Source organism: Mycobacterium sp. 852002-51971_SCH5477799-a, assembly GCF_001667145.1.
GTDB lineage: Bacteria > Actinomycetota > Actinomycetes > Mycobacteriales > Mycobacteriaceae > Mycobacterium.
Genome location: NZ_LZIF01000019.1, coordinates 24,100 through 38,455, shown reverse-complemented (window position 1 = coordinate 38,455; position 14,356 = coordinate 24,100). Strand labels below are relative to the sequence as shown.

Annotated in this window: 16 protein-coding genes; 5 read left to right on the top strand and 11 right to left on the bottom strand. The window is 64.9% G+C overall.

Annotated features, from left to right (window positions below):
• Positions 1-2: 2 nt before the first annotated feature.
• A complete protein-coding gene (locus A5753_RS02090; RefSeq protein WP_067122776.1) occupies positions 3-845 on the top strand; it encodes a DUF2993 domain-containing protein in 843 nt (280 codons plus the stop codon).
• A gap of 25 nt (positions 846-870) precedes the next feature.
• Here A5753_RS02090 and deoC read toward each other — a convergent pair whose 3' ends face one another.
• The 6 genes from deoC to A5753_RS02060 form a co-directional block, all read right to left on the bottom strand.
• Positions 871-1,548 carry a deoxyribose-phosphate aldolase gene (deoC, locus tag A5753_RS02085; RefSeq protein WP_067122773.1) on the bottom strand — a complete coding sequence of 226 codons (678 nt, stop codon included), beginning with the start codon at positions 1,546-1,548 and terminating at the stop codon, positions 871-873.
• A complete protein-coding gene (locus A5753_RS02080) occupies positions 1,548-1,988 on the bottom strand; it encodes a DUF2599 domain-containing protein (RefSeq protein WP_067122770.1) in 441 nt (146 codons plus the stop codon). The genes deoC and A5753_RS02080 overlap by 1 nt, the downstream gene beginning before the upstream one ends.
• Before the next feature lie 3 nt (positions 1,989-1,991).
• Complete coding sequence (locus A5753_RS02075; protein WP_067122766.1) at positions 1,992-2,279, bottom strand: DUF2516 family protein; 288 nt, start codon at positions 2,277-2,279, stop codon at positions 1,992-1,994.
• Positions 2,280-2,367: 88 nt separating this feature from the next.
• Positions 2,368-2,973, bottom strand: a complete 606-nt coding sequence (hbhA, locus tag A5753_RS02070) for a heparin-binding hemagglutinin HbhA (protein WP_067122793.1) — start codon at positions 2,971-2,973, stop codon at positions 2,368-2,370.
• A gap of 276 nt (positions 2,974-3,249) precedes the next feature.
• Positions 3,250-3,666 (bottom strand): helix-turn-helix domain-containing protein, encoded by a 417-nt coding sequence (locus A5753_RS02065; protein WP_067122764.1) that lies wholly within the window; start codon positions 3,664-3,666, stop codon positions 3,250-3,252.
• 94 nt (positions 3,667-3,760) lie between these two features.
• Positions 3,761-5,143 carry a DUF445 domain-containing protein gene (locus tag A5753_RS02060; protein WP_369829283.1) on the bottom strand — a complete coding sequence of 461 codons (1,383 nt, stop codon included), beginning with the start codon at positions 5,141-5,143 and terminating at the stop codon, positions 3,761-3,763.
• Positions 5,144-5,277: 134 nt separating this feature from the next.
• Between A5753_RS02060 and A5753_RS02055 the strand changes: the two genes are divergently transcribed.
• Together A5753_RS02055 and pcaA are read left to right on the top strand one after the other, a co-directional pair.
• Positions 5,278-5,991: a TetR/AcrR family transcriptional regulator gene (locus tag A5753_RS02055; RefSeq protein WP_067122758.1), complete on the top strand. Its 714-nt coding sequence runs from the start codon at positions 5,278-5,280 to the stop codon at positions 5,989-5,991.
• A gap of 186 nt (positions 5,992-6,177) precedes the next feature.
• Complete coding sequence (gene pcaA, locus A5753_RS02050; RefSeq protein WP_067122755.1) at positions 6,178-7,041, top strand: cyclopropane mycolic acid synthase PcaA; 864 nt, start codon at positions 6,178-6,180, stop codon at positions 7,039-7,041.
• A gap of 87 nt (positions 7,042-7,128) precedes the next feature.
• Here pcaA and A5753_RS02045 read toward each other — a convergent pair whose 3' ends face one another.
• From A5753_RS02045 to A5753_RS02035, 3 genes are all read right to left on the bottom strand, one after another.
• Positions 7,129-7,983 (bottom strand): 3-hydroxybutyryl-CoA dehydrogenase, encoded by an 855-nt coding sequence (locus A5753_RS02045; protein WP_197694554.1) that lies wholly within the window; start codon positions 7,981-7,983, stop codon positions 7,129-7,131.
• A gap of 167 nt (positions 7,984-8,150) precedes the next feature.
• Positions 8,151-9,437 carry an isocitrate lyase gene (gene aceA / locus A5753_RS02040; RefSeq protein ID WP_067122749.1) on the bottom strand — a complete coding sequence of 429 codons (1,287 nt, stop codon included), beginning with the start codon at positions 9,435-9,437 and terminating at the stop codon, positions 8,151-8,153.
• A 267-nt stretch (positions 9,438-9,704) separates the two neighbouring features.
• Entirely contained in the window at positions 9,705-10,499 is a 795-nt protein-coding gene (locus tag A5753_RS02035; RefSeq protein WP_067122746.1) for an acyl-[acyl-carrier-protein] thioesterase, read from the bottom strand.
• Between the two features lie 156 nt (positions 10,500-10,655).
• Here A5753_RS02035 and ramB point away from each other — a divergent pair, with 156 nt between their 5' ends.
• Positions 10,656-12,080: an acetate metabolism transcriptional regulator RamB gene (gene ramB, locus A5753_RS02030; protein ID WP_067122743.1), complete on the top strand. Its 1,425-nt coding sequence runs from the start codon at positions 10,656-10,658 to the stop codon at positions 12,078-12,080.
• On the top strand, positions 12,077-12,643 hold the full coding sequence (locus A5753_RS02025) for a carboxymuconolactone decarboxylase family protein (protein WP_067122739.1): 567 nt from the start codon (positions 12,077-12,079) through the stop codon (positions 12,641-12,643). Before ramB ends, A5753_RS02025 begins: the two co-directional genes overlap by 4 nt.
• On the opposite strand, the gene A5753_RS02020 is transcribed toward A5753_RS02025, so the two are convergent.
• Together A5753_RS02020 and lpdA are read right to left on the bottom strand one after the other, a co-directional pair.
• Positions 12,638-12,919, bottom strand: a complete 282-nt coding sequence (locus A5753_RS02020; RefSeq protein WP_067122736.1) for a hypothetical protein — start codon at positions 12,917-12,919, stop codon at positions 12,638-12,640. The two genes, A5753_RS02025 and A5753_RS02020, sit on opposite strands and share 6 nt — an antisense overlap.
• A gap of 7 nt (positions 12,920-12,926) precedes the next feature.
• Positions 12,927-14,324 (bottom strand): dihydrolipoyl dehydrogenase, encoded by a 1,398-nt coding sequence (lpdA, locus tag A5753_RS02015; protein ID WP_067122733.1) that lies wholly within the window; start codon positions 14,322-14,324, stop codon positions 12,927-12,929.
• Positions 14,325-14,356: the final 32 nt, after the last annotated feature.

Genomic DNA, 14,356 nt, shown 5'->3' with positions numbered 1-14,356 from the left:
ACATGCAACAGCCCGGCTACCCCCCCCCGCCCACCCCGCCCGCGGACCCGACGGAGCGGCTGACCACTCCCCCCGGTGATGAGGCGGCGTCGGGGAAAAAGAAGCGCCGCTTCGGTCGTGATCCCGTCTCGATCCTGCTGATCTTCGTCATTGTGTTCGCGCTGATCATCGCCGCCCTTATCGGGGCCGAGCTGTACGTGCGCCACACCGCGAACAACAAGGTTGCCCAGGCGGTGGCGTGCGAGGTCAAGGACCAGGCGACCGCGTCCTTCGGTGTGACGCCCCTGATGCTGTGGCAAGTGGCGACCAAGCACTACACCAACATCTCGGTGCAGACGGCCGGCAACAACCTCCGCGACGCCAAGGGCATGAAGCTCTCGGTCAATATCAACGACGTCCGGCTCAAGGACAACGGCAACTCGAAGGGCACCATCGGCTCGCTGGACGCCACCATCACCTGGACCAGTGACGGCATCAAGCAGTCGGTGCAGGACGCGGTCCCGGTTCTGGGTCCGTTCGTCACCAATACCGTCACCACCCATCCCGCTGACGGCACCATCGAGCTGAAGGGCATGTTGGACAACATCACGGCCAAGCCGGTCGTGTCGGGCAACGGGTTGCAGCTGCAGATCGTCAGCTTCAACGCGCTCGGTTTCACCATGCCCAAGGAGTCGGTGCAGTCGACGCTCGACGAGTTCACCTCGAACCAGACGAAGAACTACCCGTTGGGTATTCACGCCGACAGCGTGCAGGTCACCGATACGGGTGTGACGAGCCATTTCTCGACGAGGAACGCCAGCATTCCGAACGGCAACGACAACGACCCCTGCTTCGCCAACCTCTGACGGCGAGCGGCCCGATTCGTCCGGCTCACCCGAGGCCGTCGAGCACGCCCCGGGTGCCCGACAACCCTAGCCGGGTCGCGCCGGCATCCAGCATCACGAGCGCGTTCGCGGCCGTCCGGATGCCGCCGCTGGCCTTCACCCCGAGGCGGCCGCCGACCGTCTCGGCCATCAAGGCGACTGCGCGCACGGATGCCCCGCCGGCCGGATGAAACCCGGTTGACGTCTTCACGAAGTCGGCGCCGGCGGACTCGGCGGCGCGGCACACCTGGGTCAGCGTGGACTCGTCGGCCAGCGCCAGCAGCGCCGCCGATTCCACGATCACCTTGAGCACGGCGCCGCCGATCGCGCTGCGCACGGCATGGACATCCGAGCGCACCGCATCGATGTCGCCGGCCAGTGCCGCCCCGACATCGATGACCATGTCGATCTCGCAGGCACCGGACGCGACGGCCAGGGCCGCTTCGTGCGCCTTCACCGCCGGGAGGTGCTTGCCGGACGGAAAACCCGCCACGCTGGCCACCCGCACGCCGGTGCCTGCCCGCACCGCGACGGGGACCATCGAGGGCGAGACGCACACCGCGTAGACCCCCAGTTCGGCCGCTTCGGCTACCAGGGCCATCACGTCGGCGTCAGTCGCCTCGGGTTTGAGCAGCGTGTGGTCGACGAACGCCGCCAACTGCGCTCGGCTGGATTGGGCTGCCATCAGAAGGATTCTTCCGGACCGCCGGGATTGCAGCCGGAGGCGACCATCTCGGTGTCGTCGACGACGGGCCGCCATGGCTCCAGGTTCCAGCTGACCTTGCCGGGCTGGGCGAGTTCGGCGAACTGCCAGTGGCAGAGGAACTGAGCGCGCATGCCGGCGGTGTCGGCGTCCGGGGCCAAGGCGAGCACCTCGGCCCAGCCCTCGTCGGCCAGCGCCGTGGCTGCGGGGATTCTCGAGGCGGTGCGGCCGGCCGGCGACGGGAACACCCGCAGGCTGGGCCTGCCCTGCCACTGTGCCCACTGGGTGTGGTCGATGTAGGGCGGGGCCGGGACGGGCGGATTCGCCGCGTCGCTGCCCGGGTCGGGCGCGGCGACCGCGTGCGGTATCGGACAGGACAAGGCGACGAGCGCCGCAACCGGCACCGTCAGCAGGATCTTCATTCGCTAGCGCGACTTACCCTGGATCTCAAGCAGTTTGGGCCGAACATCGACCAGATACACACCGGCGGCACAGGCCGCGATCGCCATGCCCAGCACGCCGAAGACGAAACCCAAGATGGATGTCAGGGCGACAGCGCCCCCCAGGATCAGCAACCACACCGGCTTGGTCAGCTTCTCGGCGGCGGTATAAGCGTCGGGTCGTTGCAGCGCGGCATGCACGAACGCATAGATCGCCGTCACTAGAACGGCGATCTGCAGGATCAGCATGACGGTTCCCACGAGGTGGTTCACGCCTTAAGGGTATGCGGGCACCCGCCAAAACGTCGACTCCGAGTCACCCGGAGGCGACTCGGAGCCGAACGTCGTGGGACTTCAGGTGCTACTTCTGGGTGACCTTCTTGGCCGGGGCCTTCTTGGCCGGAGCCTTCTTGGCCGGGGCCTTCTTGGCCGGGGCCTTCTTGGCGACGGCCTTCTGGGCCTTCTTGGGGGCCGCTTCGGCCTTGCCCGGCAGCTCGATGCCAACCAGCTTGGCGGCGCGCTCGCCGACCGCGCGGGTCTGCGAAGCGACGGTGCCGAGCGCCTCCTGCGTCAGCTCGACGGCCTGGTCGACGTAGCCCTCGGCGCGCGCGGACGCGTCCTCGAACGCGGTCTGGCTACGCAGCCGCTGCAGGGCCGCCTCGCCGCGCTCCACCAGCTCGTTGTACCGGGTGGTCGCCGCCTCCAGGTAGCCCTCGGCCGCCTTGCGCAGCTCGTCGGTGGTGAACTTGTCGCGCAGCTCGGTGAACTGCTCGGGCAGGTCCTCCTGGAGCTTCGTCAGGCGAGCGCGACGCTCCTCGACCCGGGTGCGGGTCTCGGTGCGGGTCTCTTCGGCGCGCTCCCGCAGGCCGGCAATCAGGTCGTTGACGGTGGCCAGGGCCAGGTCGGCCGCGCCCAGCGCTGCGAGCAACGGCGCCCGCAAATCTTCGATGTTGGTGTTTTCCGCCATGGTCTTTCCTTTCATGATGCGTTTTCGCTATCGGCGTTATTCGGTGTTGTTAGCTGTCTGATCGAGAAGTTAGGTGCAAACGTCTCCTTCGCAACTGGGGCCGCCAGTGCCGGAAAGTTTGTCCAGATCAGCTGGAACCGGTAGGTCCTTCCCTCTGGGGTAACCCCGACGGCCGGTCGTCTATACATCACCTACTCGCGACCGCGATGTGACCGTCCCCACCTTCTCGCGCATTGTCCCAGTTCAGATGGGTCACGACGCGGGTGAAGCGGACGATCACTCGCTGTCGGATTCGGTCGGACACTCCTCTTGGATCGATTCGTTTTGCTGCGTGAACGATGAATAAATGTCGAGCAGGATTTGCTTTTGCCGCTCGGTGATCGCAGTGTCAGTGACGATCGCGTCCCGTACCTGACTTTTGTCACTGGGTTCGAGAATCCCGGCGCGCACATAGAGAACCTCGGCGGAGACCCTAAGGGCCTTCGCGATCTGGTTCAAGACATCGGCGGAGGGCTTACGCAACCCGCGCTCCACCTGGCTTAGATATGGATTGCTGACCCCGGACTTTTCGGCCAGTTGGCGCACCGACACCTGCGCGAGTTCCCGCTGGCTGCGGATGAAACTGCCGATGTCAGAGGCCATGTCGGAGGCAGCGTTGGACACCTTGGCGGAGAGCTTCTCCTCGGGCGTCATGGCGTGCTCCTGGTCGGCTGACTGGTGTTGACGCGCCCAGATTACTACAAGTGCTTGCTATTGCAAGCACTTGTTAGCACTGCTAGAAAGTCCGCTAGATCAACAACTGCGCGACGGCGTAGATCACCAAACCCGCCAGAGAACCGACCACGGTCCCGTTGATCCGGATAAATTGCAGGTCACGGCCCACATGCAGTTCGATGCGCCGGCTGGCCTCCTCGGCGTCCCAACGCTCGATCGTGTCGGTGATGATCGCTGTGATCTCCACCCCATACTGCGAGACCAGGTGCTGGGCCGCCCGGACCAGCCAATTGTCGACCTTGTCCCGCAGGTCGGCGTCGTCGCGCAGCGATTCCCCGATGCGGACCACGGTGTCGGCGATCCGGGTGCGCAGCGCGCTGGACGGATCATCCACACCCTCGAGCACCAGCCGTTTCAGTGTCTTCCACGCCGTCGCCGCGGCGTTGGCGATCTCGTCGCGCGCCATCAGCTGCTCCTTGATCGCGTCGGCGCGTGCGATGGTGTCCGGGTCGTGCTGCAGATCCTCGGCGAAGTCGAACAGGAAGCGGGTGGCCGACCGGCGCAATTCGTGGTCCGGATTGCGGCGCACTTTGTCGGTGAAGTCCATCAGTTCGCGGTGGATGCGATCACCGACCAGATGGTCGACGAAGCGTGGCGACCAAGTCGGCGAGTCACGCTCGACCACGCCTTGGATGACCTCGCCGGCGTTCAGCGACCACTGAAAGGCCCGGTCGGCCAGCAACTGGATCAGCGCCTCCTGCCGGTGCTCGGCCAGTAGGGTGGCCAGCACTCGTCCGACCGGCGGGCCCCACTGCGGTTCGGCGATGCGGCGCACGATCATGCGGTCGATCACCTGCTGGACGTCCTCGTCGCGCAGCAATTCGACGAGCACCCGCAGCACCGTGGCCGTCTCGCTGGCCACCCGCTCGGCGTGCGCGGCCTCCGATAGCCATTTGCCGAGCCTGCCGGACACCTGGGCGTCACGCAGCTTGGTTTCCACGACCTCGGGCGAGAGGAAGTTTTCCCGGACGAACGTGCCCAGGCCCTCGCCGAGCTGGTCTTTCTTACGTTTGATGATCGCGGTATGCGGGATGGGGATGCCCAGCGGGTGCCGGAAGAGCGCGGTCACGGCGAACCAGTCCGCCAGGGCGCCCACCATGCCGGCCTCGGCGGCGGCGCCGACATACCCCACCCAGGCGCCCAAACTGGCATGCGCCTGGGCCCACCGGCAGGCGAGGAACACGACGGTGGCACCGATCAGAAAGCTCAGTGCCACCATCTTCATCCGGCGCAGCGCCACCCCGCGCTGCGCGTCGGCTTCGGGATCGGCGCCGGCGAAGGATTCGGCGAAGGACGCGCGAACGGGGCGGGCCGCGGTCGACGGCGTCGTCGAAACGGGCCTCGCCACCGGCGGGCCCGACGCTTCGCCTCTCACCGAGGCTCGATGTGTCATCACTCCATCATCTATCTTTCCCGCCGATTAGTGTGACGACACTGTTCGCGACGTATCACCCGCGCTCGGCTAGGGCAAGAATGCGACCCCTCACGCCGTAAGATCAGGGGCGTCTAGGGAATGGGAATTAGGCGACCGTGACAGAGCGAATCACAGCTGTGAGCGTCAAGATGGACGGGCGCAAGCGGCGCTGGCACCAACACAAAGTGGATCGTCGTAACGAGTTGGTCGACGGCACAATCGACGCGATTCGCCGACTGGGTGGCGCGCTGAGCATGGATGAGATCGCTGCCGAGATCGGGGTCTCCAAGACGGTGCTGTACCGCTATTTCGTCGACAAGAACGACCTGACGACGGCCGTGATGATGCGGTTCACTCAAACCACCCTGATTCCCAACATGGCTGGGGCACTGACATCTGGGCTCGACGGCTACGACCTGACTCGCGAGGTCATCCGCGTGTACGTCGAGACGGTCGCAAACGAGCCCGAGCCGTACCGGTTCGTGATGTCCAATAGCTCGGCCAGCAAGAGCAAGGTCATTGCCGACTCCGAGCGCATCATCGCGCGCATGCTCGCGGTACTGATGCGCCGTCGCATGCAACACGCCGGGATGGACACCGGTGGTGTGGAACCGTGGGCATACCTGATTGTGGGGGGCGTGCAGTTGGCCACCCACTCGTGGATGTCGTACCCGCGAATGAGTCGCGATGAGTTGATCGACTACCTGACCATGCTGAGCTGGAACGCTCTCAAGGGAATCGTCGAGGTTGGCGGATCACTGGAGAAATTCCGCGGGGAACCCCATCCGTCACCGATCGTGCCGCCCCAAGAGGACGGGTCCGGGCCCTGAAACCAGCTCCGGCCCGCCCTGCGGGTTTTGGGGATTGCGGCGCTCCCGTGTGAGGCTAGGCACGGTACTTGGCGGGCGGCTCACCCCGTCGCAGGTATTAGCATGCAGGGGAGTATCGGGGGATGTCGCGGGGTCGTCGTTCGGCTGCTACCCCTGCCCCCTATATATAGAAAGGTTCGTATCGACATGTCTGTGCAGCTCACGCCGCATTTCGGAAACGTGCAAGCTCATTATGACTTGTCCGACGACTTTTTCCGGCTGTTCCTGGACCCCACCCAGACCTACAGCTGCGCGTATTTTGAGCGTGCCGACATGACGCTCGAGGAGGCGCAGATCGCGAAGATCGATCTGGCGCTGGGGAAGCTCAAGCTCGAGCCCGGGATGACGCTGCTGGACATCGGTTGCGGCTGGGGAGCCACCCTGCGGCGAGCCATCGAGAAGTACGACGTCAACGTCATCGGCCTGACGCTCTCGGAGAACCAGGCCGGGCACGTGCAGAAGTCTTTCGATCAGATGGACACGCCCCGCACCCGCCGGGTGCTGCTGGAGGGATGGGAGAAGTTCCACGAGCCGGTGGACCGCATCGTGTCTATCGGCGCGTTCGAGCACTTCGGCCGCCAGCGCTACGGGCGCTTCTTCAAAATGGCGTACGAAGCGCTGCCCCCCGGCGGAGTGATGTTGCTGCACACCATCGTTCGGCCCTCGTTCAAAGATGCCCGAGCCAAGGGTTTGACGCTGACCCGCGAGATTGTCCAGTTCTCACAGTTCATCCTGACCGAGATTTTTCCGGGCGGCGCGCTGCCGACACCCCAGACCGTCGGCGAGCACGGGGTCACCGTGGGCTTCGACTTGACCCGCGTCCAGTCGCTGCAGCTGCACTACGCCAGGACGCTGGATCTGTGGGCCGAGGCACTCGAGGCGAATCGCGAGCAGGCGCTGGCCATCCAGTCCCAAGAGGTCTACGACCGGTACATGAAGTACCTCACCGGCTGCGCCAAGCTGTTCCGGGAGGGCTACACCGACGTCAAGCAATTCACGTTGGAGAAGTAACCGGCCCGCGAAAAGCAATCAGCCCCCGACGGATCACCGTTGGGGGCTGAATCGTTTGCGGCCCCGGCGAGAAATCTCCCAGGCGCCTCAGTAGCTATAGAAGCCCTGGCCCGTCTTCTTGCCGAGCCGGCCTGCTTCCACCATGCGCAGCAACAACGGCGGCGGGCCGTACTGCGGTTCCTTGAACTCCTCAAACATCTTGTCCGCGATCAGCTTCAGGGTGTCCAGACCGACGAGGTCGGACAGCCGCAACGGGCCCATCGGGTGCGACAGCCCCGCCACCACGGCCTTGTCGACGTCTTCGACGGTGGCAAAACCGGCTTCCACCATGCGGATTGCCGACAACAGGTAGGGCACCAGCAGCGCATTCACCACGAAACCGGACCGGTCGGAGCAGCGCACGACCTGCTTGCCCAGCACCGCGCTCGCGAATTCTTCGGTGCGTGCGGCGGCGGCGTCGTCGGTGACCAGGGTGCTGACCAACTCGACCAACGGCAGCACCGGCACGGGGTTGAAGAAGTGCAGACCCAGCACGCGTTGCGGGTTCTTGGTGGCCGCGGCGATCTTCATGATCGGGATGCTCGAAGTGTTGGACGCCAGAACCGCGTCGGGGTCGGTGATCACCCGATCGAGCTCCGCGAAGACCTGCGCCTTGACTGCGTCGTCCTCGACGATCGCCTCGATGACCAGTTGGCGGTCGGCGAGATCCTTCAGGTGGGTGGTGAAGGTGAGCTTGCTCAGCGCCCGGTCGCGTTCTCGCTCGGTCACTTTGCCGGCACTGACGCCGCGCTCCAGCGACTTCACGATGCGGCTGCGTCCGGCCACGACGAGGGCCTCGGTGGTCTCAAACACGGTCACGTCGACACCCGCACGGACCGACACCTCGGCGATGCCGGATCCCATCTGGCCGGCCCCGACAACTCCCACTCGTTCGATCGGCACGTTTCTCCTTTGGCTGCTTTCATGCCCGGCTGACAGCAACAGGCCCCGCCCAACATCGCTGGGCAGGGCCTGCGCTGTCAATTGTCCCGGGTGCGCCGAACGTGAAGTCAGGGCGAAGAATCGGCCGAAAATTCGCCACAGTTTCACGCTCGACGCACGGCGGAGTGCTAGTGAAACTGGCCCTCTTCGGTGGAGCCGGTCAGCGCGGTGGTCGACGAGGTCGGGTCCACCGTGGTGGCAATGCGGTCGAAGTAACCGGCGCCCACCTCACGCTGGTGCTTGGTGGCGGTGTAGCCGCGCTCCTCGGCGGCGAACTCACGCTCCTGCAGCTCGACGTAAGCGCTCATCTGGTTGCGGGCGTAGCCGTAGGCCAGATCGAACATCGAGTAGTTCAGGGCGTGGAAGCCGGCCAGCGTGATGAACTGGAACTTGAATCCCATTGCCGCAAGCTCCTTTTGGAACTTCGCGATGGTGGAGTCGTCAAGGTGCTTGCGCCAGTTGAACGACGGCGAGCAGTTGTAGGCCAGCATCTGGTCGGGGAACTCGGACTTGACGCCCTCGGCGAACTTCGCGGCGAGCTCGAGATCCGGAGTTCCGGTCTCCATCCAGATCAGGTCGGAGAACGGCGCGTAGGCCTTGGCCCGGGCGATGCAGGGCTCCAGCCCATTGCGGACCCGGTAGAAGCCTTCCTTGGTGCGCTCACCGGTGATGAACGGCTGGTCGCGCTCGTCGACGTCGGAAGTGATCAGGGTGGCGGCCTCGGCGTCGGTGCGGGCGATGACGACGGTCGGAACGTCGCACACGTCGGCAGCCAGGCGGGCCGAGGTCAGGGTCCGGATGTGCTGCTGGGTCGGGATCAGCACCTTGCCGCCCAGATGGCCACACTTCTTCTCCGAGGCCAGCTGGTCCTCCCAGTGCGACCCCGCCACGCCGGCGGCGATCATGGCCTTCTGCAGTTCGTAGACGTTGAGCGCACCGCCGAATCCGGCCTCACCGTCGGCGACGATCGGCGCCAACCAGTTCTCCACCGAGGTGTCACCCTCGACCGCGGCGATCTCGTCGGCGCGCAGCAGCGCGTTGTTGATCCGGCGCACCACCTGCGGCACCGAGTTGGCCGGGTACAGGCTCTGGTCGGGGTACGTGTGGCCGGACAGGTTCGCGTCGCCGGCGACTTGCCAGCCGGACAGGTAGATGGCCTTCAGGCCGGCGCGCACCTGCTGCACGGCCATGTTGCCGGTCAGGGCGCCCAGCGCGTTGATGTACTCCAGGTCGTGGAGCTGCTCCCACAGCACCTCAGCGCCGCGGCGGGCCAGGGTGGCCTCCTCGACCACGGTGCCCTGCAAGGCGACGACGTCCTTGGCGGTGTAGGTCCGGGTGACATCCTTCCAACGCGGGTTGGTGTCCCAGTCCTTCTGAATCTGTTCGGCGCTCTTGGGGGTGCCAACGACAGACATTGGGCATGCTCCTTCACGATCTTCACTACTGAGTGCTGGACGCCTCACCGGCGGTAGCTAGCGGCTCAACTTCGCTGGTGTGCTAACTCGAAGATGGCACAGCTCATAGGGGCCGGTCTACCCGTTTCAATTGCCAATTTAAGCAACGGCATCGCCGGAATTTGCGAAGTTTGCTAACTTGCTAACAAACTTAACCGTTTCAGAAGCTACCCGTCAGTAACCCTATCGCCGCAGGTCAAAGCATAATTAACCGGGACGCTTGTCCTGTTACCGAGCAAAGATCGAAGCGACGGCCTTCGCGTCGTCGCCCACGGCGTATGTGAGCGTTGTAACAACGCGATCGGCCAGCTCGGGACCGAATTGGTCGGTGGATCCGGCGGGGTGGACGTGCGAGATGATCTCCAGCTTGTCGCCCAACGCCACCGGCGCCTCGTGTTCGATGGTGACGCGCAGCGGCACCTGGAGCAGCTCCGGGTGTGACGCCAGGTAGTCCTCGATCACGCTCCAGTAGACGGAGTTGTTCATGTGGTCGAACAAATCGATGTCGGTGACCCGGACCGGAAACTCGTGGATCTCCGTCGCGTCGTCGCGGCTACCCGGCTTGAGGTAGGACTTCCACCGCAACCGGTCGACGGACGTCGTCTTGTGCAGACCCGCCAGGAAGTCGTCGGCGATGCGCGAGGGCATCTGCGTTTCCCGGTTGATGCTGATCCAGAACGCCTCGGACTCGATCAGCCCGCCCTTGCGGCCATCGATGCGAACCCGCATCTCACACCACCGGTTCGAAGTGCCCGAGCACCATCTGCGCATGCGCAGCATGTCGTTGAACTCGATCGGGCGGACCAGGTCAACCATGGTGCGCCGGACGATCCACAGGGGATGGGTCTCCTCGAAACCCATCTCACGCAGCTGGTCCTGGCCGATGTCCTGGATGTGGCGGGCGGCAGCGTCCAGCCGCAATCGGCCCGTGCGGTCGATGTCGCCAACCCGCAACGGCCACTGGCGATCGAAAACGTCAGGGTGACCGTCGGGCACCGGCATCATTTGTTTGTCCAGGCTCACGCCGTCGCTCCCCGTTTCCCCCTCGTGGCCCAGGCTAAGACCTAAGGCCTGGTCAAATCATGCCAACGAGGTGCGTCGAATACTAATCCCGGCGAGACGGCATCCGATGCCAAGTCTGCGAATTGGATCTTCACATGTGCCGGTAACCTCGGAGAAGTGTCAAAGACGTTCGTCGGCTCACGCGTTCGCCAGCTGCGCAACGAACGCGGGTTTTCTCAGGCCGCGCTGGCTCAGACGCTGGAAATCTCGCCGAGCTACCTCAACCAGATCGAGCACGACGTTCGTCCGCTGACGGTGGCCGTGCTGCTGCGCATCACCGAGGTCTTCGGGGTAGACGCGACTTTCTTCTCCTCTCAGGACGACACCCGACTGGTGGCCGAGCTACGCGAAGTCACCATGGACCGTGATCTGGACATCGACGTCGACCCGACCGAGGTCGCTGAGATGGTCAGCGCGCATCCCGGGTTGGCCCGCGCCGTGGTCAATCTGCATCGGCGCTACCGGATCACGACGGCGCAGCTTGCGGCCGCAACCGAGGAGCGGTTCTCCGACGGCAGCGGAAGCGGGTCGATCACCATGCCGCACGAGGAAGTGCGCGACTACTTCTACCAGCGCCAGAACTACCTGCACGAGCTGGACACCGCCGCCGAGGACCTCACCATCAAAATGCGGTTGCATCACGGCGATCTGGCGCGTGAGCTGACCCGCCGGCTCACCGAGGTGCACGGGGTGCACATCAACCGCCGGATCGACCTGGGCGACACCGTGCTGCACCGCTTCGACCCCAAGACCAAAACGCTGGAATTCAGCAACCACTTGTCGCTGGGCCAGCAGGTTTTCAAAATGGCGGCCGAGCTCGCCTATCTCGAGTTCGGCGATCTCATCGACACTCTGGTCGAGGAGGGCAAGTTCACCAGCGACGAGTCACACACGCTGGCTCGGCTGGGGCTGGCTAATTATTTCGCCGCGGCAACCGTGCTCCCCTACCGCCAATTCCACGACGTCGCAGAGAATTTCCGCTACGACGTCGAGCGGTTGTCGTCGTTCTATTCGGTCAGTTACGAGACCGTCGCGCATCGGCTTTCGACGCTGCAGCGCCCATCGATGCGCGGCGTGCCGTTCTCCTTCGTCCGGGTCGATCGGGCCGGAAACATGTCAAAGCGCCAGTCCGCCACAGGCTTTCACTTCTCCTCCAGCGGAGGCACCTGCCCGCTGTGGAACGTCTACGAGACATTCGCCAATCCGGGCAAAATCCTGGTGCAGATCGCGCAGATGCCCGACGGACGCAACTACATGTGGGTGGCCCGCACCGTGGAGCGCCGCGCGGCCCGGTATGGTCAGCCGGGTAAGACCTTCGCGATCGGGCTGGGCTGCGAGCTTCGCCACGCTCACCGGCTCGTCTACTCGGAGGGACTCGACGTCTCGGGGGAACCAGGAACAGTGGCCACACCGATCGGCGCGGGCTGCCGGGTCTGCGAGCGCGACAATTGTCCGCAGCGCGCCTTCCCAGCGCTCGGACGCGCACTCGATCTCGACGAGCACCGCAGCACAGTGTCTCCCTATCTGGTGACCCAGCCGTGAGCGGCCCACCGGCCGGCCGCATCCCGCCGGGGCGGTTTCGCGAACTGGGACCGATCAATTGGGTGATCGCGAAGCTCGGTGCGCGCACCGTGGCGGCCCCGGAGATGCACCTGTTCACCACCCTGGGTCAGCGCCGGTTGCTGTTCTGGACGTGGCTGGCCTACGGGGGCCGGCTGTTGCGTGGAAAGCTTCCCACCATCGACACCGAATTGGTGATCCTGCGGGTGGCGCACCTGCGCGCGTGCGAATACGAACTGCAGCACCATCGCCGGATGGCGCGGGCGGCCGGGTTGGATGCGGACCTGCAGGCCGCCATCTTCGCTTGGCCGGAACGGCTCAACGCGGTCGAGGCGCGCCTGACGGTGCGTCAGCAGGCGTTGCTGGCGGCGACGGACGAATTCGTCAAAGACCGGACCGTCACCGCCGACACCTGGCGGCAGCTGGCGACTCACCTGGATCGGCGGCAGCTGATCGAATTCTGTTTACTGGCAAGCCAATACGATGGCCTTGCCGCGACAATGTCAGCGCTCGACATTCCGCTGGACCATCCGCACCAGCTATAGGTAGACGTCGGCAAGGATGGCCAGCGTCAGTATCACCGGAAGTACCGGCAGCGCGAAGGCGAACGCCGCCCATGCCTGCTTGTCGCGCCGGCGCTGCCGCAGGCCCCACACCGCGGCGCCGATCCCCAGCACCACCGAGACCAGCAGCACCAGCGGTCCCCACCGGCCGGCCGTCGCGTTGTCGCCGTTCGAAATGGCCAGCAACCACAGGACATAACCGGTCAACAGGCCACCGACGGCGCCCGCGATGGCCTGAGGCGTGACGGTCCGAATCATCTTTGACTCAGAAGTTGATCATGTGTCCGGTCAGGCCGTGGAAGCATTCCTGCAGCGCCTCGGACATGGTCGGATGGGTGTGCACGTTGCGGGCCAGCTCGGTCGCGGTCAGGTCCCACTTCTGGGCCAGCGTCAGCTCCGGAAGCAGTTCGGAGACGTCGTGCCCGACCAGGTGTCCACCGAGCAGCTCACCGTATTTGGCATCGGCGATCAGCTTGACGAACCCGCTGGGGTCGCCCACACCGTGGGCCTTGCCGTTCGCGGTGAACGGGAACTTCGCCACCACAACGTCGTGGCCTTCGTCGCGGGCCTGCTCCTCAGTGAGCCCAAAGCTGGCGACGTTGGGCTGGCAGAACGTCGCGCGCGGCATCATCCGGTAATCACCGAGCGCCAAAGTCTCTGCGCCGGCTATGGTTTCGGCCGCCACCACGCCCTGCGCCTCGGCGACGTGAGCGAGCTGCAGCTTCCCGGTGACATCACCGATGGCGTAGATGTGCTCGATGTTGGTGCGCATGTAGTCAGTGATTCCGATGGCCTTGCGGTCGGTCAGCGCGACGCCGGCCGCCTCCAAGCCGAAGCCCTCGACGTTGGGCGCAAAACCGATGGCCTGCAACACCTTTGCGGCCTTGAGTTCCTGTGGGTTGCCGTCCTTGCTGACGGCGACGGTCACCTCGGAGCCGTTGTCGGAGATGGACTCGACCTTCGTTCCGGTGAGGATTTTGACGCCCAGCTTCTTGAACTGCCTCTCGACCTCCTTGGAGACCTCGGCGTCCTCGTTGGGCAGGGCGCGCGGCAGGAATTCGACCACGGTCACGTCGACGCCGTAGTTCTTGAGCACATAGCCGAACTCCATGCCGATCGCTCCGCAACCGGCGATGATGATCGACTCCGGCAACTCCCGGGACAGGATCAGTTCCTCGTAGGTGACCACGTTGGCCGACAGCGACGTACCGGGGACCAGGCGGGTGCTGCTGCCAGTGGCGATGATGGCGTTGTCGAAGGTGACGGTTTCGGTGCCACCGTCGTTGAGCTCGACCGAGATCGTGTTGGCGTCCGTAAAGCGGCCGTAGCCATGGATTTCGGTGATCTTGTTCTTCTTCATCAGAAAGTGCACGCCGGCGACGCGGCCCTCGGCCACTTTGCGGCTGCGGTCAAACGCGACACCGTAGTCGAAGGTCGCCTCGCCGCTGATACCGAATGTCTTGGCCTCTTTGGTGAAGATATGGGCGAGTTCGGCGTTGCGCAGCAGCGCCTTGGACGGGATGCACCCGACGTTCAGGCAGACCCCGCCCCAGTACTTCGGTTCGACGACCGCGGTGGACAGGCCCAGCTGTGCGGCGCGGATGGCTGCGACATATCCGCCGGGACCGGCCCCGAGGACGACGACGTCATAGTGAGAAGGCACGAGCCCACCCTAGTTGGCCGAGACCCCTGATG